The 18,068-nt window shown below is 72.6% G+C and carries 19 protein-coding genes; 10 read left to right on the top strand and 9 right to left on the bottom strand.

Going from position 1 to position 18,068, the window contains the following annotated elements:
• Window positions 1–94: 94 nt before the first annotated feature.
• Entirely contained in the window at window positions 95–2,365 is a 2,271-nt protein-coding gene (locus tag Q5425_RS45250; RefSeq protein ID WP_308678645.1) for a CocE/NonD family hydrolase, read from the top strand.
• Between the two features lie 28 nt (window positions 2,366–2,393).
• Here Q5425_RS45250 and Q5425_RS45245 read toward each other — a convergent pair whose 3' ends face one another.
• A complete protein-coding gene (locus Q5425_RS45245) occupies window positions 2,394–3,044 on the bottom strand; it encodes a TetR family transcriptional regulator (RefSeq protein ID WP_308678644.1) in 651 nt (216 codons plus the stop codon).
• Window positions 3,045–3,154: 110 nt separating this feature from the next.
• Between Q5425_RS45245 and Q5425_RS45240 the strand changes: the two genes are divergently transcribed.
• Complete coding sequence (locus tag Q5425_RS45240) at window positions 3,155–3,607, top strand: nuclear transport factor 2 family protein (RefSeq protein WP_308678643.1); 453 nt, start codon at window positions 3,155–3,157, stop codon at window positions 3,605–3,607.
• Between the two features lie 100 nt (window positions 3,608–3,707).
• Here the strand turns inward: Q5425_RS45240 and Q5425_RS45235 are convergent, their stop codons facing one another.
• Entirely contained in the window at window positions 3,708–4,244 is a 537-nt protein-coding gene (locus Q5425_RS45235; RefSeq protein WP_308678642.1) for a GNAT family N-acetyltransferase, read from the bottom strand.
• Window positions 4,245–4,351: 107 nt separating this feature from the next.
• On the opposite strand from Q5425_RS45235, the gene Q5425_RS45230 reads away from it, so the two are divergent.
• Complete coding sequence (locus Q5425_RS45230; protein WP_308678641.1) at window positions 4,352–4,795, top strand: nuclear transport factor 2 family protein; 444 nt, start codon at window positions 4,352–4,354, stop codon at window positions 4,793–4,795.
• A gap of 17 nt (window positions 4,796–4,812) precedes the next feature.
• On the opposite strand, the gene Q5425_RS45225 is transcribed toward Q5425_RS45230, so the two are convergent.
• Window positions 4,813–5,808 carry a hypothetical protein gene (locus Q5425_RS45225; RefSeq protein WP_308678640.1) on the bottom strand — a complete coding sequence of 332 codons (996 nt, stop codon included), beginning with the start codon at window positions 5,806–5,808 and terminating at the stop codon, window positions 4,813–4,815.
• Window positions 5,809–6,032: 224 nt separating this feature from the next.
• Between Q5425_RS45225 and Q5425_RS45215 the strand changes: the two genes are divergently transcribed.
• Window positions 6,033–6,740 carry a helix-turn-helix domain-containing protein gene (locus tag Q5425_RS45215; protein WP_396135379.1) on the top strand — a complete coding sequence of 236 codons (708 nt, stop codon included), beginning with the start codon at window positions 6,033–6,035 and terminating at the stop codon, window positions 6,738–6,740.
• Between the two features lie 22 nt (window positions 6,741–6,762).
• Here the strand turns inward: Q5425_RS45215 and Q5425_RS45210 are convergent, their stop codons facing one another.
• Window positions 6,763–7,266: a MarR family transcriptional regulator gene (locus Q5425_RS45210; RefSeq protein ID WP_308678639.1), complete on the bottom strand. Its 504-nt coding sequence runs from the start codon at window positions 7,264–7,266 to the stop codon at window positions 6,763–6,765.
• A gap of 75 nt (window positions 7,267–7,341) precedes the next feature.
• On the opposite strand from Q5425_RS45210, the gene Q5425_RS45205 reads away from it, so the two are divergent.
• The 3 genes from Q5425_RS45205 to Q5425_RS45195 all read left to right on the top strand — a co-directional run bounded on the left by Q5425_RS45205 (window position 7,342) and on the right by Q5425_RS45195 (window position 9,910).
• Window positions 7,342–8,193 (top strand): helix-turn-helix domain-containing protein, encoded by an 852-nt coding sequence (locus Q5425_RS45205; RefSeq protein ID WP_308678638.1) that lies wholly within the window; start codon window positions 7,342–7,344, stop codon window positions 8,191–8,193.
• Window positions 8,194–8,363: 170 nt separating this feature from the next.
• A complete protein-coding gene (locus Q5425_RS45200) occupies window positions 8,364–9,308 on the top strand; it encodes an NADP-dependent oxidoreductase (protein WP_308678637.1) in 945 nt (314 codons plus the stop codon).
• A gap of 92 nt (window positions 9,309–9,400) precedes the next feature.
• Complete coding sequence (locus Q5425_RS45195) at window positions 9,401–9,910, top strand: 2'-5' RNA ligase family protein (protein ID WP_308678636.1); 510 nt, start codon at window positions 9,401–9,403, stop codon at window positions 9,908–9,910.
• Between the two features lie 76 nt (window positions 9,911–9,986).
• Here the strand turns inward: Q5425_RS45195 and Q5425_RS45190 are convergent, their stop codons facing one another.
• Window positions 9,987–11,252: an MFS transporter gene (locus tag Q5425_RS45190; RefSeq protein ID WP_308678635.1), complete on the bottom strand. Its 1,266-nt coding sequence runs from the start codon at window positions 11,250–11,252 to the stop codon at window positions 9,987–9,989.
• 66 nt (window positions 11,253–11,318) lie between these two features.
• On the opposite strand from Q5425_RS45190, the gene Q5425_RS45185 reads away from it, so the two are divergent.
• Genes Q5425_RS45185 through Q5425_RS45175 form a run of 3 tightly spaced genes read left to right on the top strand, consistent with a single transcriptional unit; the run spans window position 11,319 to window position 14,425 of the window.
• Complete coding sequence (locus Q5425_RS45185) at window positions 11,319–12,095, top strand: IclR family transcriptional regulator (RefSeq protein ID WP_308678634.1); 777 nt, start codon at window positions 11,319–11,321, stop codon at window positions 12,093–12,095.
• A 60-nt stretch (window positions 12,096–12,155) separates the two neighbouring features.
• Entirely contained in the window at window positions 12,156–13,916 is a 1,761-nt protein-coding gene (locus Q5425_RS45180; RefSeq protein WP_308678633.1) for a glycoside hydrolase family 3 N-terminal domain-containing protein, read from the top strand.
• A complete protein-coding gene (locus Q5425_RS45175) occupies window positions 13,916–14,425 on the top strand; it encodes an alpha/beta hydrolase fold domain-containing protein (protein ID WP_308678632.1) in 510 nt (169 codons plus the stop codon). The genes Q5425_RS45180 and Q5425_RS45175 overlap by 1 nt, the downstream gene beginning before the upstream one ends.
• Before the next feature lie 25 nt (window positions 14,426–14,450).
• Here the strand turns inward: Q5425_RS45175 and Q5425_RS45170 are convergent, their stop codons facing one another.
• Genes Q5425_RS45170 through Q5425_RS45155 form a run of 4 tightly spaced genes read right to left on the bottom strand, consistent with a single transcriptional unit; the run spans window position 14,451 to window position 18,021 of the window.
• Window positions 14,451–15,158, bottom strand: a complete 708-nt coding sequence (locus Q5425_RS45170) for an alpha/beta hydrolase (protein WP_308678631.1) — start codon at window positions 15,156–15,158, stop codon at window positions 14,451–14,453.
• Window positions 15,155–16,414: an amidohydrolase family protein gene (locus tag Q5425_RS45165; RefSeq protein ID WP_308678630.1), complete on the bottom strand. Its 1,260-nt coding sequence runs from the start codon at window positions 16,412–16,414 to the stop codon at window positions 15,155–15,157. The genes Q5425_RS45170 and Q5425_RS45165 overlap by 4 nt, the downstream gene beginning before the upstream one ends.
• A 20-nt stretch (window positions 16,415–16,434) precedes the next feature.
• The gene (locus tag Q5425_RS45160; RefSeq protein WP_308678629.1) at window positions 16,435–17,199 is read right to left on the bottom strand and encodes an SDR family oxidoreductase; all 765 of its coding nucleotides are present in this window, start codon (window positions 17,197–17,199) and stop codon (window positions 16,435–16,437) included.
• Window positions 17,200–17,211: 12 nt separating this feature from the next.
• Complete coding sequence (locus Q5425_RS45155; RefSeq protein ID WP_308678628.1) at window positions 17,212–18,021, bottom strand: SDR family oxidoreductase; 810 nt, start codon at window positions 18,019–18,021, stop codon at window positions 17,212–17,214.
• Window positions 18,022–18,068 lie beyond the last annotated feature (47 nt).

The raw sequence follows: 18,068 nt of genomic DNA, 5'->3' as shown, positions 1-18,068 counted from the left end.
TGGCGGCATCGGCCCGGCGGGGTGCCCGGTCCTGCGGAGAGCGTACGGTGAACCTCAGGATATCAACGGACGTTGATATCCTGAGGAGGCGACGATGACCCACACAGGACTGCTGGCCGGCCCGATCAGCGGCCTCAGGTACGAAACCCCGACGCACCGGGGCCTTACCGGCGAGCAGGGTGAATTCCGGTACGAGGCGGGGGAGCGCGTCGCCTTCCTCGTGGGGGCGACGCCCATCGGCAACGTTTCCGCCCGCCCGCGGGTCAACCTGGCGCAGATCGTCGCCCGGGTCGACGGCGACGTCGCCAAACTGCGCGACCCGGGGCTGACGAACGTGGCCCGGTTCGTGTTCAGCCTCGGCCGGCAGGCCCTCCGGGACCACGGGACGCAGATCGCGCCGGAGGTCCACGACATCATCGGTCACCGGCGGATCGACTTCCGGCACGACGCCGATTTTGCGGGCACCGGCGCCGGCGACAAACTTCAGGCGTTCGCCGACGACCCGGTGGTCGTTGCGCTCCTGCGCGACCTGAACGACGCCGGCGTCTTCGCGGGCACCGAGCCGCGGACTTTGTGCACGCCGGCGAACGCCCGCAACGAAGTCCGCCGCAACGCCATGGGCATCCTGCGCTTCCGCGACGTCGAGATCCCGTTGCGCAACGGCGAGCACGTCCTCGCGGACGTCTTCCGGCCCGCCGAGCCGGGCAGCTACCCGGTCGTCATCAGCTCGGGTCCCTACGGCAAGGCGTTCAACCACCACTCCATCGCGACCGACGGCGACCTCGAAGAGCACGAACTGATGGAGGACGACTACTTCTCCGGCAACCCCGGCGGGCAGCCGTTCGAGAACCACGAGACGGTCAACACCGCGTCCTGGGTTCCCGACGGGTACGCGGTCGTGCGGACGGACATGCCCGGCGCCGGCAACAGCCCCGGGCAGCTCGCCCCCTGGGGTATCGCCGGGGCCGAAGCCCTGCGCGACTGCATCGAGTGGGCGGGCGGGCAACCGTGGTCCAACGGCAACGTCGGCACCTGGGGCATGTCCTACCTCGCGATGAGCCAGCACCAGGCCGCCAGCCTCCACCCGGAACACCTCAAAGCGATGATCGCCATCGGCACGGACGTGGACCTCTACGAAGAGGTCGCCTACAACGGCGGGATCTTCAACGAGCAGTTCTGGTCCGTCTGGAAAGCCGCCGGGATCGACCCCGCGATCGTCGGGGAACCCGACGTCGCCGACTTCATCCGGACCCTGCAGGACAGCCCGTTCCGCGACACCGATCCGGACGCCGTTTTCGGGCCGCGGGCGAACGTCTTCATGAGCCCCGACCTGACCGGCGTCACCGTCCCGCTCTGGGCGGTCGCCGCCGCCACCCACTCCGCCCACTTCCACCAGGTCGGCGGCAGCAACGCCTATCTGGCCACGCCCGCTCCGGACAAGAAGCTCGACATCTGGGACGACTGGTTCCAGAAGGCCTACGCCGCCGAGACCGTCGCCGCGCACAAAGCGTTCTTCGACCACTGGCTCAAGGGAACCGACAACGGCATCATGGCCGCCCCGCCCGTCCGCCTCGAGATCCGGTCCGGCCACGGTGCCGCGGTCGTCCGCCACGAGAACGAGTGGCCCGTCGCCCGCACCGACTACCGCCGCTGGTACTTCGACGCGTCCACCACGCAGACACCCGAGCCGGCCGGGAAACGACGGTTCCTCCGGCTCACGACCACCCGGCCGACCGCCACGGCGGAGGAGTCGTACCCGGCGGAGATCGCCCTCGTCCCTCCCGCCGCCGGAGCGGCGTTGCGCGTCGATCCCACGGCGGCCGGGTCCGACCCCGGTGCGACCGGAATCTCGTTCCTGAGCGCTCCGTTGACGGCTGATGCGGTCCTCGCCGGCTACGGCAAGGCCGGCATGGTGGTCTCGTCCACCAGCCACGACATGGACATCTACGTGTCGGTACGGGTCATCGACGACGGCGGCGAAGAAGTCGACTTCACCGGATTCGCCACGAGTGGCTTCGGCGACCGGCCCATCCCGCTGATGCTGGGCTGGCTGAAGGCGTCACACCGCCGCATCGACGAAGCACGCAGCACCGGCTACACGGTCAAACACACCCACCGGAAAGCCGACTACGCGCCCCTCGTCCCGGGCGAGGCGGTCGAGGTCGAGATCGAATTGATCCCGAGCACCGGCTTGCTGAAGAAGGGGCACCGGATCCGCGTGGACGTGCAGCCCTACGACGGGGTCGCCCACGGCATGCACCACGCCTACGACCCCACCTACCACGACGGCGCTGCCAACACGGTGCACACGGGCCCCACACGCCTGGGTTATCTGCAGCTGCCGATCATCGACGGCGGCGTTTGAGCGGCTCGTTGAGGCAAAGCCGGCCGCGTCAGCGGGTGGCCGGCAGGCCGGCCGCGGTCGCGGCGATCATGCGCTGCAGCGTCGGCCGGAACGGGGGGAACACCCGGGCGATCTCCGGCTCGCGGTCGTACAGCTCCCGCAGCGCGGCCGAGGGACGGGTCAACGGGAACAGCTTCGCAACGAACGCGCCGGCCGCCATGACCAAGGACGCCCCGTCGGTGCCGGTCAGCTCGGGGCAGGCGGTGGTGAGCTGCCGACCCAGGGTGAAGTAGGTGTCGATGGCCCACCGCTTGTAGACCTCCAAGGCCGCGACCGACACGTTGTGCTCCAGCATCGTCTCGGCGTGCGTGGTGAGGTCGCAGTACAACGGCCGGTCGGCGTAGGCGCCGGCGAGAGCGGCCGCCGCCGCGGAAAACCCGCTCGCCCCGTGCAGCGCGGCGCCGGCGGCGGCGGCCCAGTCCGCGCCTTCCCGCATCGCCAGCTCCAGGTAGATCTCCTCGCGCGTGCCGAAGTAGCGCAGGACGTTGGACTTGGCCAGCCCGACCGCCGCGCCGATGTCACCCAGGCTGACCCGGGCCACCCCCGAAGCCCGGGCGAGCTCGGCGGCGGCGGCGAGGATCATCTCGCGCCGCTGGTTCTTCTGTTCCGGACGCCGGGCCCGCTGAAACGACGCTTCCATGGCAGCCACCACTCTAACCCGGCACTTAGTAGAACGATGTTCTCTTGTTAAAGAGACGCTGTTCTTATATCCTCGCCCCGACCCGCTCCCCACTCCGAAACGGCAAGCACATGACCGCCAGCGGCACCGACCTCAGCCGGACCATCGACGCCTTCGTGGCCTCCTTCAACGACCCCGACCTCGACCGGGTCATGTCCTTCTTCGCCGAGGACGCCCGCTACCTACCCGGCCGCGGCCCCGAACTGCGCGGCCTCCCGGCGATCCGGGCGGCGTTCGCGCCGCAGTTCGCCGGCCGCTACGGCGCGATGACCTTCGACGTCTACGACCAGGTGATCGACGAGTCCCGCGGCCGGGCAACAATCCGGTGGGCGTGCCGGCTGGACCTGACGGGTGCGCACGGCCGCCACGCGATACCCCCGCTGCGGTGGTTCGCCCGCCTCCGCTACGGCGGCCGCATGCAGTGGCACGGCTTGGACGTCTTCCACTTCGACCCCGCCGGGAAGATTACCGGCAAGTTCACCTACGCGACCTTCCGCCTGCCGCTCTGGGAACGGGCACGCTGACCACCCACGCCGACGAGGGTGCCGCTACTGCAGACCCGAACTGTCGCGACGCCGCTCATGCCGAGGAGAGCGCACCGGAGAAGGGGCAACGCCGGCTGCGTCAGAGCCGTTTTGCGAGGAACAGGGTGGTCCCGTGGACCGCGTCCACTTCCTTCCGCCCGGTCTCGGTGAACCCGAGCTTGGCCAGCACACGACGAGAAGCGGTGTTCCACTCCCAGACCGTGGCCCACAGGCGTACGTACCCGGACGATCTGGCCCAGTCCAAGACAGCCTTCGAGGCCTCAGTCACGTATCCCCGACCCCAGACCCGGCGCAGCAGCTCGAACGCCAGCTCCGGTTCCCCCTCGAACCCCCGACCGCTGTCGATCAGCCCGCAGTAACCGATGACGTCACCAGCGGCCTTCCGCTCTACCGCCAGCAACCCGGTCGACGATGGCCGGCCGGCGCGGATCGCATCCTCGAGCTCCGCGACCGTGGGGCGCCCGTCCGCGTCGATCCGGCGGTGCGGCGGCACTCGTGAATCACGTTCGGTCCACAGCTCACGCTGGACAACAGCCTCGGCCACCCGCCAAGGCCTGAGCAACAGGCGATCCGTCTCGAACACGACCCCACGCCCCGGCGTCAGCTCAGCTGCCATGACCACAACTCTCCCACCGGCAAGCGTCCTGTCCTGCCGAGGAATGCGACCTGTCGTGCCGCGCTGCTAGCCTCGGCCAAGGCGTCACCGAGTCAACGGGGGTTGGAATGAGCTTGAGCGTCGGCGACCGTCTGGAGATTCACGAGGTGATCGCGCTCCACGGTCACCTCTGTGACGCCGGCAGCTACGACCGGTTCGGCGAGGTGTTCACCCCCGATCTCGAGGTTGACGTCAGCGATCTTGGTCTGCGGCCGGTACCGGCCGATGATGCATCCCAGTCGCGTCTGGACGCGTATATCGCTGTCGCGCATCGACGGGCCCCGGGTAGTGCGCTCGCCATGCACGTCACGAACATCATCGTCGGTGAAGACGGCGACGGCGCTCGGGCATGGTCAAAGGGCATGACCGTGAACCAAGATGGTTCGGTGGCCAGTTTCACCTACGAGGATCAGTTCGTGCGCACGAGTCAGGGCTGGCGGATCAGGCGTCGGAAAGTTTCACCTCGACGCGAGCCCGGAGGTGGGGTCGAGCCACTCGTGCTGCCCGCTTGACCGTCGAGGATCGGCGGTCAAGTTCCGATCACCGGCACCGGCACCGTGCGGCTCGATCGGTAGGCCTCGGCCATGGCGTGGAAGGACCGTTTCGGGGCGAGACTGCCGTCGGGCATCAGCTTGCACACCCCGTAGGACGCCACGTCGAGGTCGAAGCGGGGGTCGGTGTGATGCGGGTATTCGTAGCCGGCGAAGGTGAACCAGAAGGCGGTGTCCACCCCTTCCTCGTCGAAGACCGCGATCGTCTCGCGCAGGTGGCGGGCCTGCTCCTCCTCGTCGCGGACGTAATTCCCGTTGACGTGCGGGGGATCGGCGTCGTAGTCGATGACACCCTGCCAGCCCACGCCGCCGCGTTCGGCGGCGCCGCGGTAGGTGCAGCAGCCGAATTCCGTTGCCGCCAGGGGCTTTCCGTGCCGGAGATAGTCCCGCACGCCCTGGCGGAGGGCGTCGCCGGGCTCGCCGTAGGCGTCGGCGCTCACGATGTCGAAAGGCGTCCAGTCGATCTGTTCCCACGTTCCGGAGGCGTAGGTGACCTTGCCGCGGAACCGGGCGCGCACCGCGGCCACGATGCCGGCCAGCACGGGGTCCAGCTTCGCGGACACCTCGGCCAGCCCTTCGTGCGTGCCGCCCATCACCGTGTCGATCCTCGCGAGACTGTCGGGCCCCGGGACAAAACCGGGGGAGAACAGGCTCAGCTCGCAGCCGGTGACGAACACCGCCGCCCCCGCCTCCCGGGCGCGGTCCGCGCAGCCGGCGAAGTACGGCACCAGTTCTGCCGCCGGCAGTTCGCAGGGGAACGGGGAGAACCAGACCTCCAGCCCGGCGTCGGCGGCGTGCCGGGCCGCGACGGCCAGCCGCTCGGGGTCACCGCCGGTGATCCGCACCGCGTCGCAGTGCAGGTCCTCGGCGATGACGCGGATCTCCCGGCGCACCGCTTCGGCGTCGAAAACGGGGCGCGAACTCCGCCCGCCGGGGCTGAAGCCGGTGTCGTACGTGATGCCTCGAGCTCTCACCGGATACCTCACACGTTGCTGGGCCTGGGCCCGGAACGTTAGGAATGAGGTGAAGTCCGGTCAACGAGATCACTTTCTGAACAACGCTGTTTGTGCAGCTCGGCTCGCTGATGATCATTGCAATGACGTTGCCGCCTAATGCACGCGGACGGCGGCCTGTTGCAAAGATCGACGTGCGGCCGGGCATACTGGCCGCCCGCACCCCGAACGGAGGAGCCGGCCGGATGCCAGGACGCAGGCTGACCAGCGCGGACCGGCAGCGGATCGCCGAGGGGCTGGCGCAGGGCCGGGATTACGCCGACATCGCCCGCGGCCTCGGCCGTCCCACCTCGACGGTGAGCCGCGAGGTCGCGCGCAACGGCGGGCCGGGCCGCTATCGCGCGGAACTGGCGCAGCTCGCGACCACCCACCGCGCCAGGCGACGGCCGCGCCCGCCCGCCCACCCGGAAACCGGTGCGCACGCAGGCCCCGATCCCGGTACGGCCGCCGCGTACGCCGGCGAACTCACCGCGGTCCTCGTCGAGACCGGCCTGCCGCGCACCGCCGCCGGCGTGCTGGCCTGCCTGTTCACCTCCGGGACCGGCAGCCACACGGCCGTCGAGCTGGCGCGGCACCTGCGGGTCAGCGCCGCGACCATCTCGCACGCGGTCGCCCTGCTGCGCCGGCAGGGGCTGATCCGCCGCGGCCGCGACGGCCACAGCCGGCGCCACCGGTACTTCCTCGACGAGGACGCGGGCGTCCGCTCCGCGGTGGCCGGTGTCCGCGCCAACCAGCGACTCGCCACCACCGCGCTGCGTGGCGCCGACATCTTCGGCGCCGACACCGCCGTCGGAACCCGGCTCGCCGCCGCCGGGCAATTCCTCGAGCAGATCGGCAACGACATCCTCCGCGCCGCCGAGAAACACGCACGTACCGGCCCGGAAGGAACCTAGAACTCCTTGCTCCGGCGCGAAATCACCCTTTCCTCGTGCGACGGCGGGGCGTGGCCGATCGGGGTGGCGTCGAGCGCATGTGCTCGCGCACCGGTGCCAGCAGGCCGGCGAGGGCCGTGACGTCGTCGCGGGAGAGCGGCTCGAACAACAGGCCGCTGACCACTTCGACGTGGCCGGGCAGGACTTCGGCGAGCCGCTCGCGCCCGGCGTCGGTGACGGTGACCGTGATGCTCCGCTCGTCGTCCGGAGATGGGGTGCGCACGACCAGGCCCGCCTTCTCGAGCAACCCCGCCTGGTAGGTCAGGCCGCTGCGGCTGTAGACGACGCCGTCGGCCAAGTCGGTCATGCGGTGGCTGCCCGAGGGGGAGTCCCCGAGCCGGGCCAGCAGCTGGAACTGCACGTAGCTGAGGTCGCCGGCTTCGCGCAGCTGCTGCTCGACCGCGTGCCGGAGCAGGCTGGTCACTTCGATGAGGTCGAAGTAGGCGCCGAGCTGCACGGGGTCGAGCGACGGTGGTGCGTCAGACATGCCGCGAGTCTACTGCTTCGAATTCGAAGGGGCCGTGCCGAAAACGGGCATCTTCCGCTGGTGCACACTGGCGCCATGTCCCTGTCCGAGTTCGGCGCCGCCGTCCGCCGGCTGCGCGAACACACCGAGCCCGCCGGTGGGCCCCGCGCCGCCGGGCGGCGGGTCCGTGGGCTGCGGCGGGAAGAACTCGCCGAGCTCGCCGGGGTGTCCGCGGACTACCTGCGGCGGCTGGAGCAGGGACGGCGGCACCCGTCGGCCGGCGTGGTGACCGCCCTCGCCCGCGCGCTGCGGCTCGGCCGGGCGGACTACGAGCGGCTCTGCGCCCTCGCCGGGTACGCCGCGGTCGACGGGCACGTGCCGCGTGAAGCCGGCGCGGCGGCGATGCGGCTGCTGGAGCGGTTCGACGACACCCCCGCGTTCCTGGTCGACGCGGCGTGGAACGTCGTCGCCGTCAACGGCGCGTGGCTGGCACTGGGCAGCGGTGCGGTGACCGGGACCGCGCGGGACTGGAACGTCGCGTGGCGCACGTTCTGCGACGCACGCCCGGAGATCGATCGCACCGACGACCACCAGGCCGGTTTCCGGGCCGTGCTCGCCGCCCGGCTGCGTGACGCCCACCTGCGCTACCCGGGCGACGCGTCGCTCGCCGAGCTCGTGGACGAGCTGCGGAGCGCCAGCCGTTCGTTCGACCTGTTGTGGCGCACGCCGAAAACCGTTTCCACGTACGAAAACCGGGCCGTGTTCCGGCATCCGGACGGTGCGGCCATCGCGCTCGACGGCACCCTGCTCGAGGTGCCCGGCGACGACCTGATGGCGGTGGTCCTCACCGCGGCGCCGGGCTCGGCCGACGCGGCCCGGCTCGGCGAGGTCGTCCGCGCCGCCGGCGGACCGGCCGTGGTCAGGGTGGGCCAAACCGGCCCAGGCTGACCGAGCCCCCGCCCACGATCCTGAGGTCCATGTGGATCAAGGGAACCTTCGGCGCGCCCTCGTGTTCGCGGCCGCGGTGACCGGTATCACTTGCTTCGAATTCGAAGCAGCAGTACCGTAGCTCGTAGTTGCTTCGAATTCGAAGCGAAACCAGTGAAGGTGAGACTCCGATGAAGGCAGTGCGTTTCCGCGAGTACGGCGACCCCGGTGTCCTGCGCTACGAGGACGTGGAGCAGCCCGCCCCCGGTGCCGGGCAGGTCCGGGTCCGCGTCGCCGGCACGTCGTTCAACCCCGTCGACGGCAACATCCGCGGCGGTTTCATGCGGGGCCCCATTCCGGTGGAGCTGCCGCACACCCCCGGCCTCGACGTCGCCGGCACGGTCGACGCGCTGGGCGAGGGTGTGACCGGTCTCGCGATCGGTGAGGAGGTCGTCGGCTTCCTGCCGATGGACAAGCCGGGCGCGGCCGCGGAGTACGTCCTCGTCCCGGCCGAGGTGCTGACCCGCGCGCCCAAAAGCGTCCCCTTGGCCGATGCGGCCGCGCTGCCGCTGGTGGGCCTCACCGCCTACCAAGCGTTGTTCGACCACGGCAAGCTGACGGCCGGGCAGCGCGTGCTGATCAACGGCGCCGGGGGAGCGGTCGGCGGCTACGCGGTGCAACTGGCCAAGGGCGCCGGGGCTTACGTGATCGCCACGGCCGGCCCGCGCAGCGGCGACGCGGTCACCTCCGCCGGTGCCGACGAGGTCGTCGACCACACCGCCACGAGCGTGCCGGCGGCGGTGACCGAGCCGGTCGACGTCGTGCTCAACCTCGCCCCGGTCGCTCCGGCCGAGCTGGCCGCGCTGGTCACCCTGGTCCGGCCGGGCGGGGTCGTGGTGAACACGACGGTGTGGATGCCCGCGCCGTCCGACGAGGAGCGTGGCGTGCGGGGCATCGACCTGTTCGTCCGCAGCGACGCGGATCAGCTGGCGCGGCTGGTGGAGCTGGTCGACCGCGGGGAGCTGCGCGTCGACATCGCCGAGCGGGTGCCGCTGGCCGAACTGACGGCGCTGCACACCCGGGCCGCCGAAGGTGGGGTGCACGGCAAGGTCGTCGTCGTCCCGGCCACCGCCTGACGCCGCCCCGATCCGGGGCGGCAGGTCGAACGCCTGCCCGGCCGGCTCGGATTCCGGCGCTCGGTGGCCGGCGCCGGCGTATCCTCGGCGCGGTGCCGCCCCTGGTCGTGACCCTCGCCGTCGACGAGCGCGCGCAGGCGGCGTGGAACGTCCTGCGGCGCCGGTGGTTCCCGCCGGATCGGCTGCTCGTCGACGCCCATCTCACCCTGTTCCACGCGCTCCCGGGTGCGCACCTGACGACGGTGCTCGCCGACTGCGCGGAGGTGGCGGGCGAGCCGTTCGGGATGACGGTCGCGCGCGTCCGGTCGCTCGGCCGCGGGGTAGCGCTCGACATCGAATCGGCGGACCTGCTCCGGCTGCACGCCGCACTGCGGGAACGCTGGTCGCCGTGGCTGACCCGGCAGGACGCGCAGCCGTTCAAGCCGCACGTGACCGTCCAGAACAAGGCCGGCCCGGACGTCGTGGCCGCGGCGCTCGAAGCGGTCCGCCGCGACCCCGGTCCCCGCACGGCCACCGCGACCGGCCTGGACGTCTGGCGCTACCGCGGCGGCCCGTGGGAGCACCTCGCCACCGTGCCGGGTGGACGACCGGGTCGCGGGTGACCGCGGCGGGAGACGGCGGGCGTGGGAGCCTCCGGTTCAGAGCGGGCCTGCCCGCCGGCCCGGCCTGGAAACAGCATCAGGCGACCTGGCGGATCGGCAGGACCAGCACCGCGCCCAGCAGCCCGGCGCCGGCGCCGAACACGAAGAGTGCCGCGAAGTTCTGCGGCGCCTGCGCGGTGGCGCCGATCGCGAGCACCGCCGGCGCGATCGCGGGCACCAGCGAGCTGGGCAGGGTGTTCGCGATGTTCATCAGGCCCAGGTCCTTCGCCGGGTTGGCCGGGTCCGGCACGAGCTGCGTCACCAGCGCGATGTCCACGCTCAGGTACACACCCTGCCCGAGGCCGACGACGCCGACCGCGACCAGGAACGCCGGGAACGAGTGCGCGACCGCGGCCAGCAGCAGGCCCACGGCGAAGATCAGCGCGGCGGCCACCACGAACGGCTTGCGGCGGCGGACCCGGTCGGACAGCTTGCCGGCGATCGGGGCGAACACCACCGCCGCCGCCGTCAAGACCAAAGTGGACAGGAAGACGGCGCCGGCGACCCGGTCCGGCGGGAAGCGCAGCACCAGGATGAGGTAGAAGGTCTGGTACGCCTGGATCGCCGCCACGCCGAGGAAGACCAGCAGCCGGCTCGCCCACGCCCACGCGAAGTCCGGTCGGCGGCGCGGGTTCACCCAATACGTCTTCAGCAGCTCGCGCGCGTCGAACGGCGGGCGCTGCGCGATCGGCGGATCGATGAGGAAACCGAACAGCAGCAGGGTCCCCGCGATCGCGGCGGCGGCGGGCAGCAGGATCATCGCGCCGAGGTCCGGTGCGACCAGCTGCGCGCCGAAGAGGCCGATGACCGCGCCGAGGGGCAGGCTCAGCCCGAGCACGGCGGACGCGGGGCCGCGCCGGTGCGGCGCCAGCTGGTCGGCCAGCACCGCCGTGCACGCGACCGTCACCGAGCTGAACCCGGCGAACGTGGCGACGGCGGACAGCGTCAGCACCAGCGTGCTGCCCGCGGCGAGCATCACCAGCGCGCCGACGGCGAACAACCCGGCACCGAGCAGGAGGAACGGCCGGCGGCGGCCCAGCCGGCCGGTCGTGCGGTCGCTGAGGCGGCCGAGCAGCGGGAACGCCACCAGCGACGCCAGCGCCCCGACGCCGGTGACGACGGAGACGGTGGTGGTCGCGCGGGCGGCGTCGAGCTCGGTGGCCTTGAGCGACAGCGTCAGCACCGCCGGGACCAGGTTGGCCATCGCCGCGCCGACCGCCGCGAGGCCGAGGAAGAACAGGAAGCCCCGGCGGGGGACCGCCGAGCCCGGTCCGGCCGGGGTGGTTTCGAGGGAAGCACTCATCGTCGGGCACCTTTCGCCACGGTTGCCCGGAAGGATGACCAGCGGCTTCGGGTACGGTCACCGGTTGTGCCAACCAATGGAAACCGGGGCCGCCGTCCGGCGCACGGGGAGCCGGTCGTCGACCGGGCGCTGGCGCTGCTGGCCGCCTTCGACGCCGAGCACCGCACGCTGTCGCTGGCCGAGCTGAGCAGGCGCTGCGAGATGCCGCCGAGCTCGGCGCTGCGGCTGGCGAACCGGCTGCGGGAGTGGGGTGCCCTCGAGCGCGACGACGACGGCCGGTTCTGCGTCGGCCTGCGGCTGCTCGAGGTGGCCACGCTCGCGCCGCGCGGGCACGGCCTGCGGCAGGTCGCGCTGCCGTTCATGAACGACCTGGCCGAGGTCACCCACCAGCACGTCCAGCTGGCCGTCCGCGACGGCATGCAGGCGCTGCTGGTGGAGCGGCTGTCCGGGCACCAGGCCGCCCCGGTCGACTACCGCACCGGCGGGCGGCTGCCGCTGCACTCCACCGGCGTCGGCCTGGCGCTGCTGGCGTTCGCGCCGCGCGAGGTCCAGGAGGAACTGCTGGCGAAGCCGGTCTACAGCGAGCCGGACAACCAGCTGATCCCGCCCGAGAAGCTGCGCCGCACGCTGGCCGAGGTCCGGCGGGAACGGCTGGCGATCTTCCGCCGCCAGGACGAGACGGAGTCGATCGTGTCGGTCGCCGCGCCGATCTTCGGGCGCGACGACGTCCTCGCCGGCGTCCTCGGTGTGCTCGTGCCCAAGCAGGTGGCCCGGCCGCGGCACCTCGGCTTGGCCGTCCAGACGGCGGCGCGGGGCATCTCCCGGGAGCTGGGCGCTCGCTGACTTGCCATTGAACGGCACGTCGATGGGCTCCGCCCCGCCTCGCCGGTCATGCTCGCCGGCATGGACCCCTACCAGGACCCGGGGCAGCCGGTCGCCGCGCGCGTCCGCGACCTGCTCGGCCGGATGACGCTGCCGGAGAAGGCCGGGCTGCTCTTCCACGCCCCGGTCGCCGTCCGGCCCGACGGCGGTTTCGCCGAGGAGCCGGCCGGCCCGCTGCCCACCGCGCCGACGACGGAAGTGGTGCGGGACAAGCACCTCCGCTGCCTGTCGCTGATGGCGCCGGTCCCGGCGGGCCCGCTCGCGCGCTGGCACAACGAGGTCCAGCGGCTCGCGGCCGGCAGCCGGCTGGGCATCCCGGTGCTGGTGTCGTCCGATCCGCGGCACTCGGCGAACGAGAACCCGCTGACGTCGGTGCCCTCGGGCGGCTGTTCGCGCTGGCCCGAGCCCCTCGGTTTCGGCGCGCTGGCCGACGAAGACGCCGTCCGCGCGTTCGCCGAAGTGGTGCGCGCCGAGTACAGGGCGGTCGGGATCCGGCTGGCCCTGCACCCGATGGCCGACCTGGCCAGCGAGCCGCGCTGGTGCCGCACTTCGGGAACGTTCGGCGCCGACCCGGCGCTGGTGGCCCGGCTGGCGGCCGCGTACGTCGAAGGCTTGCAGGGCAACGGCTCGGGCGCGGATTCGGTCGCGGCCATGGTCAAGCACTGGCCGGGCGCGGGGCCGCAGGCCGGGGGCGAGGACGCCCACTTCGCGTCCGGAAAGGACCAGGTCTACCCCGACGGGCGCTACGAGGAGCACCGCGCCGTCTTCCGCCCGGCGTTGCGGGCCGGTGCGGCCGCGGTGATGCCGTACTACGGCCGCCCGGTCGGCGTCCCGGGGCTCGCCGGGGTCGGGTTCGCCTTCGACCGCGAGGTGATCGCCGGGCAGCTGCGCCGCGACGAGGGCTTCGACGGCCTGGTGTGCACCGACTTCGGGCTGCTCACCGACGCGCGGCTGCCGGACGGCTCCGTCTGGCCCGCCCGCGCCTGGGGCGCCGAGCACCTCGACGTCGCCGAGCGGGTGCTGCGGCTGCTCGACGCGGGCGTCGACCAGTTCGGCGGCGAGTGGTGCCCGGACGTCGTGGTGCGGCTGGTGGAGACGGGCCGGGTCGCGGAGGCCCGGATCGACGAGTCCGCCGGCCGCGTGCTGGACGTGGTGTTCCGGCTCGGGTTGTTCGAGAACCCGTACGTCGACGAGAACCACGCGGTGACCACTGCCGGCCGGGCCGACTTCGCCGCGGCCGGCGCCGACGCCCAACGCCGGTCGATGGTCCTGCTCGCCGGGACGCTGCCGCTGGAACCGGGCATCCGGTTGTACGTCGAAGGAATCGATCCCGAGGTCGCCGGCCGCTATGCCTCCATAGTGGACAGTGCCGACCAGGCCGACGCGGCGCTGGTGCGGATCGCCGCGCCGTACGAGCCGCGCTCACGCCTGCCCGAAGCCTTCTTCCACCAAGGACGGCTCGACCTGCCGGACGAGCTCCGCGAGCACCTGCTTGCGCTGGCGGCCACGGTGCCCACGGTCGTGGACGTCTTCCTCGACCGGGCCGCCGTCGTCCCGGAACTCGCCGCGCACGCCACCGCGCTGCTCGCCGACTTCGGTGCGGCCGACGACGCCGTCCTCGACGTCGTGTTCGGCCACGCCACCGCCGAGGGGCGGCTGCCGATCGAGCTGCCGTCCTCGATGGCCGCGGTCGAAGCCCACCCGGAGGACCGGCCGGGCGGCACCGCGGACCCGCTCTTCCCGATCGGGCACACCGCCCGCGTTTCCGAGAGGCAGGCCTGATGCCCGTCCACCCGCTGCTGGCCGCGAAGTTCCCGCTGCTGGACGGTTTCCCGTCTACCACGGACGTCCAGGTGCCGGGGCCGCGCGGCCCGGACGACGGCTCCCCGTGCCTGGTGTGGCTGCACGGCGGTGCGTTCCGGATGGGCGACCTCGACATGCGGGAAGCCGACCGGGTGGCCCGCGAGCCGGCGCACCGGGCCGGGATCGTCGTGATGAGCGTGGGCTATCGGCTCGTGGTCGGCCGGATCGGCGCGGGCGGCACGAGCGCGGGCGGCAACCTGTCGGCGGGAGCCACCCTGCGCCTGCGCGACGACGACGGCTGGCTGCCCGCGGCGCTGGCCCTGGTCTACCCGGTGCTGCACCCGCAGCAGCCGCGCGCCGGCGTCGCTGGTGGCGCGGATGGCCGAGGTGCCGCGATGCTGCACTCTCCGCCGGCTGAGGTGCGGGCGACGACCGAGAACCGGGCAGGCGTTCGCCGGGCAGCTGGCCGAGGCGGTCGTGAGTGGTAAGGCGGGTTCTAACCCGCCTCACCACTCACGACCGGGCGCGGAAGAGCGTTGTGCGGAGGAACTTGACGGACGTGGCCACCACGGCCGCGGGATCGGCGCCCGTCCAGCGGTGGCGGGCGCCGGGCACCAGGTGCAGCTCCACCGGCGCGCCCGCGGCTCGCAGGGCCTCGGCCAGCCGGACGCTCTGCGCGGCGGGCACCAGGTCGTCGTCCTCGCCGTGCATCAGCAGGACCGGTGGTGCGCCGGCGTGGGCGTGCGTCAGCGGGCTCGCCTCCCGCGCAAGGTCCGGTACCGACCCGGGTTCCGCGCCCAGCAGCGATGCCTCGCGGGAGAGGTCGCCGCGCAGGCCGAGCAGGTCGGTGGGCGGGAACCACGCCACCGCACCGTCCACAGCGGACCCGCCGAGGGCCGCCAGCAGGCCGAGGTGCGCGCCCGCCGACTCGCCCCAGACGAACAGCGGCCGGTCGTCGCGCACGAACTCGATTGCCGCGCGGACGTCCTCCAGGGGCGCCGGGAACACCGCCTCGCCGCTGAGCCGGTAGTCGGCCGCGGCGACGCGGAACCCCGCGGCCGCCAGTTCGGCGGGCAGCTTCTCGAAGCCGGGGAGGAACACCTGGCGGGAACCCCGCCGCCAGCCGCCGCCGTGGAGGTAGACGATCGTCGCCACCGGGTCGGCCGGCCCGGTCAGGTCCAGCTCCAGCGGGCGGAAGCCCGGCACCTCCCGGTAGATCACGCGCCCGCCCGGTGGAACCGGCCGCCCTGCATCACGACCACGAGGTTCGCCGGGTCCTGCAGCAGCGTGACGTCCGACGTCGGGTCGCCGCGGACCACGAGGACGTCGGCGAAGTAGCCCTCGGTGAGCAGCCCGACCGGCAGGTCCATCACCTGGCCGCCGTGGAACGTCGTCGCCCGCAACGCCTCCGCGGGCGAGTAGCCGAACAGCCGGACGAACAGCTCGAGGTCGCGGGCGTTGCGCCCGATCGGGTTGTTCGGGAACCCGTAGTCCCCGCCGGGCAGCACCCGCAGCCCGCGCTTGCGCAGCTCGGGGTACAGCTGCTCCATCGCCTCCAGGGACTTGACCGAGCCCATCTTTTCGGCCATCGCGGCGTCGATGCCGAATTCGGCGCCCTCGTGGACGTTCGCCCACACGATGCCGACGGCGGGGGAGAGGAAGATCGAGTCCTTGTGCTCCTCCAGCAGGTCGACGGCCTCGGGGTCGGCGTAGGAGCAGTGGTAGATCGAGCGGAACCCGGCCCGCACCGCGAGCTTGATCGACTCGGGGGACTGGGCGTGGCAGTTGAGCCACACCCCGGACTCCCGCGCCTGCTCGCCGGCCGCGTTCGCCTCCTCGGCGCTGTACTGGGTGACCATCGAGCCGCCCTCGAAGAAGACGTCGTCGTTGCTCATCAAGAGCTTCACGCTGTCGAAGCCGAGGTCCGCCTGCTCGCGGATGAACGCGCGCACGGCGCCGGGGCCGGTCTCCTGCCGGACCGGGCCGTCCGGGCCCATCCGGACCGGGTTGTTGTCCCGCTCGAACGACGCCGCCCGCAGCCGGGGCCCGGCCGTCAACCCGGCGGCGATCCGGTCGCGCAGCCGCACCTCGGTCGGCACCGGCGTCAGCGAGCCGGCGGAGTAGGCGCTGGTGAACCCGTGGTCGAGCAGGATCCGGGCGTTGCGCTCGGCGAGCGCCAGGTGCTCGTCCGGGCTCGGCATGCTGCGGAAGAAGCTCACGTCGAGCGGCGGGTTGAACGACGGGTCGAGGTGCCCGACCGCCGAGGGGAACGTCAGGTGGCAGTGCGACTCGACGAGCCCCGGCATGACCGTGGCGCCGCGGCAGTCGACCACCCGGTCGTCCGGCGCGAGCTCGGTACCGCCGCCGGGCCGGACGGCCTCGATCCGGTCGCCGCGGACGATCACGTCGCCCGGGACAGCGGGGGAGCCGGTGCCGTCGAAGACCCGGCCGCCGGTGAAGACCACCCTGGGTGCCATCTGCGTCCTCCTTGACGAGATCATGCGCCGATCATGGTGTAGCCGCCGTCGGCGACCAGGAAACCGCCGGTGATGTGCCCGGCGTCCTCGGTGGCGAGGAACAACGCGGCCCCGGCGAGCTCTTCGGGCTTCGGGATCCGCCCCATCGGGGTCGCGTTCCGCAGCTTGTCCGCGCGGCCGGTTCGCCAGTCCTCACGGCCGAGGGTGGCTTCGGTCTCGATGAAGCCGGGGGCGAACACGTTCACCCGGACGGTGGGCGCAAACGCGTGCGCGTACGACTTGGTCAGGCCGATGATCCCGGCCTTCGCCGCCGCGTACTGCGGGGCGCGGGCGCTGCCGCGCGCGACGACCGTCGAGCCGATGTTCACGATCGCGCCGCCGCCCTGGGCGAGCATCCGGTCGCCGAACTCGTGCGTGCACAGCAGCGTGCCCTTGATGTCCACGGCGAGGACGTGGTCCACCGATTCCTCGGTGAGGTCCCGCCAGGACATCTGGTCGCGGGCGACGTCGCCGACGTTGTTCACGGCGACGTCGACCCGGCCGAAGTGGCTCCACACCTCGTCGGCCATCCGCCGGATCTGGGCGTGCTCGGCGATGTCGGCCCGGACGAGGAAGGCCTTGCGGCCCTGCTCTTCGACCCGGGCGGCGGTGCGCTCGGCGCCGGCGCGGGAGCCGCGGTAGTGCACGGCGACGTCGGCGCCCTCGGCCGCCGCCCGGACGGCGATCTCGGCGCCGAACCCGGTGCCGGCGCCGGTGACGAGGACGGTCTTGCCGGTGAATCGCAAGGGGGAACTCCTTCAGACGAGGGTGCGGCCGCCGTCGGCGTACAGGACGTGCCCGGTGACGAACGCGGCTTGGTCGGAGCAGAGGAACAAGATCGGGCCGGTGAGGTCTTCGGGGGTGCCTAGCCGCCCGGCGGGGACGAGCGCGGTGAGCCCGTCGCGGACGCCGGGCTTCTCCAGGTGCGCGTGGGTGAGGCCGGTTTCGGTGTAGCCGGGGGCGACGGCGTTGACCGTGACACCGGATGCGGCCCACTCCCGCGCCATCACCCGGGCGAGCTGGTTGACCGCGCCCTTGCCGGCCGCGTAGGGCGCGTGGTGCGGGTGGGCGAGCAGGCCGGACACCGAGGAGAGGAAGACGATCCGGCCGTAGCCGCGGGCGACCATCAGCTCGCCCGCCGCCTTCCCGGTCCGGAACGCGCTGTCGACGTTGACCGCGGTGATCGCCCGCCAGACGTCGTCCGGGGTGTCGAGGACCGGTCGCCGGTCGTTGACGCCGATCGCGTGGACGAACACGTCGAGGCGGCCCAGCAGCGCGTCGGCGCGGGTGACGCAGTCGCGGGCGCCGGTGGCGTCGCTGAGGTCGGCGACGAGCGTGCGGACCCCCGGCCGGGCCAGTTCGCCGAGGCGCTCCTCGTCGATGTCGGCGACGACCACGTCGGCCCCGGCCTCGGCGAGCGCGAGGGCGGCCGCGCCGCCGATCCCGCCCGCGCCGGCGACCAGCGCGCCCTTGCCCCGCAGACCCAGCCACTCCACCTTGCGCTCCTCGCTCCCGATCTGGCGGCGACGGTAGGCGCGCGGCTCGCCGGGAAGGAACGGTCGTGCCATTGAACGGCAGCTCGTCGTCCGCGCGCCGGACGTGGTGCTGGGATCGG

This window comes from Amycolatopsis sp. A133, from assembly GCF_031082405.1.
Taxonomy (GTDB): domain Bacteria; phylum Actinomycetota; class Actinomycetes; order Mycobacteriales; family Pseudonocardiaceae; genus Amycolatopsis.
The sequence above is the reverse complement of the archived record's forward strand: the minus strand, read 5'-3'. Positions and strand labels throughout refer to the sequence as shown.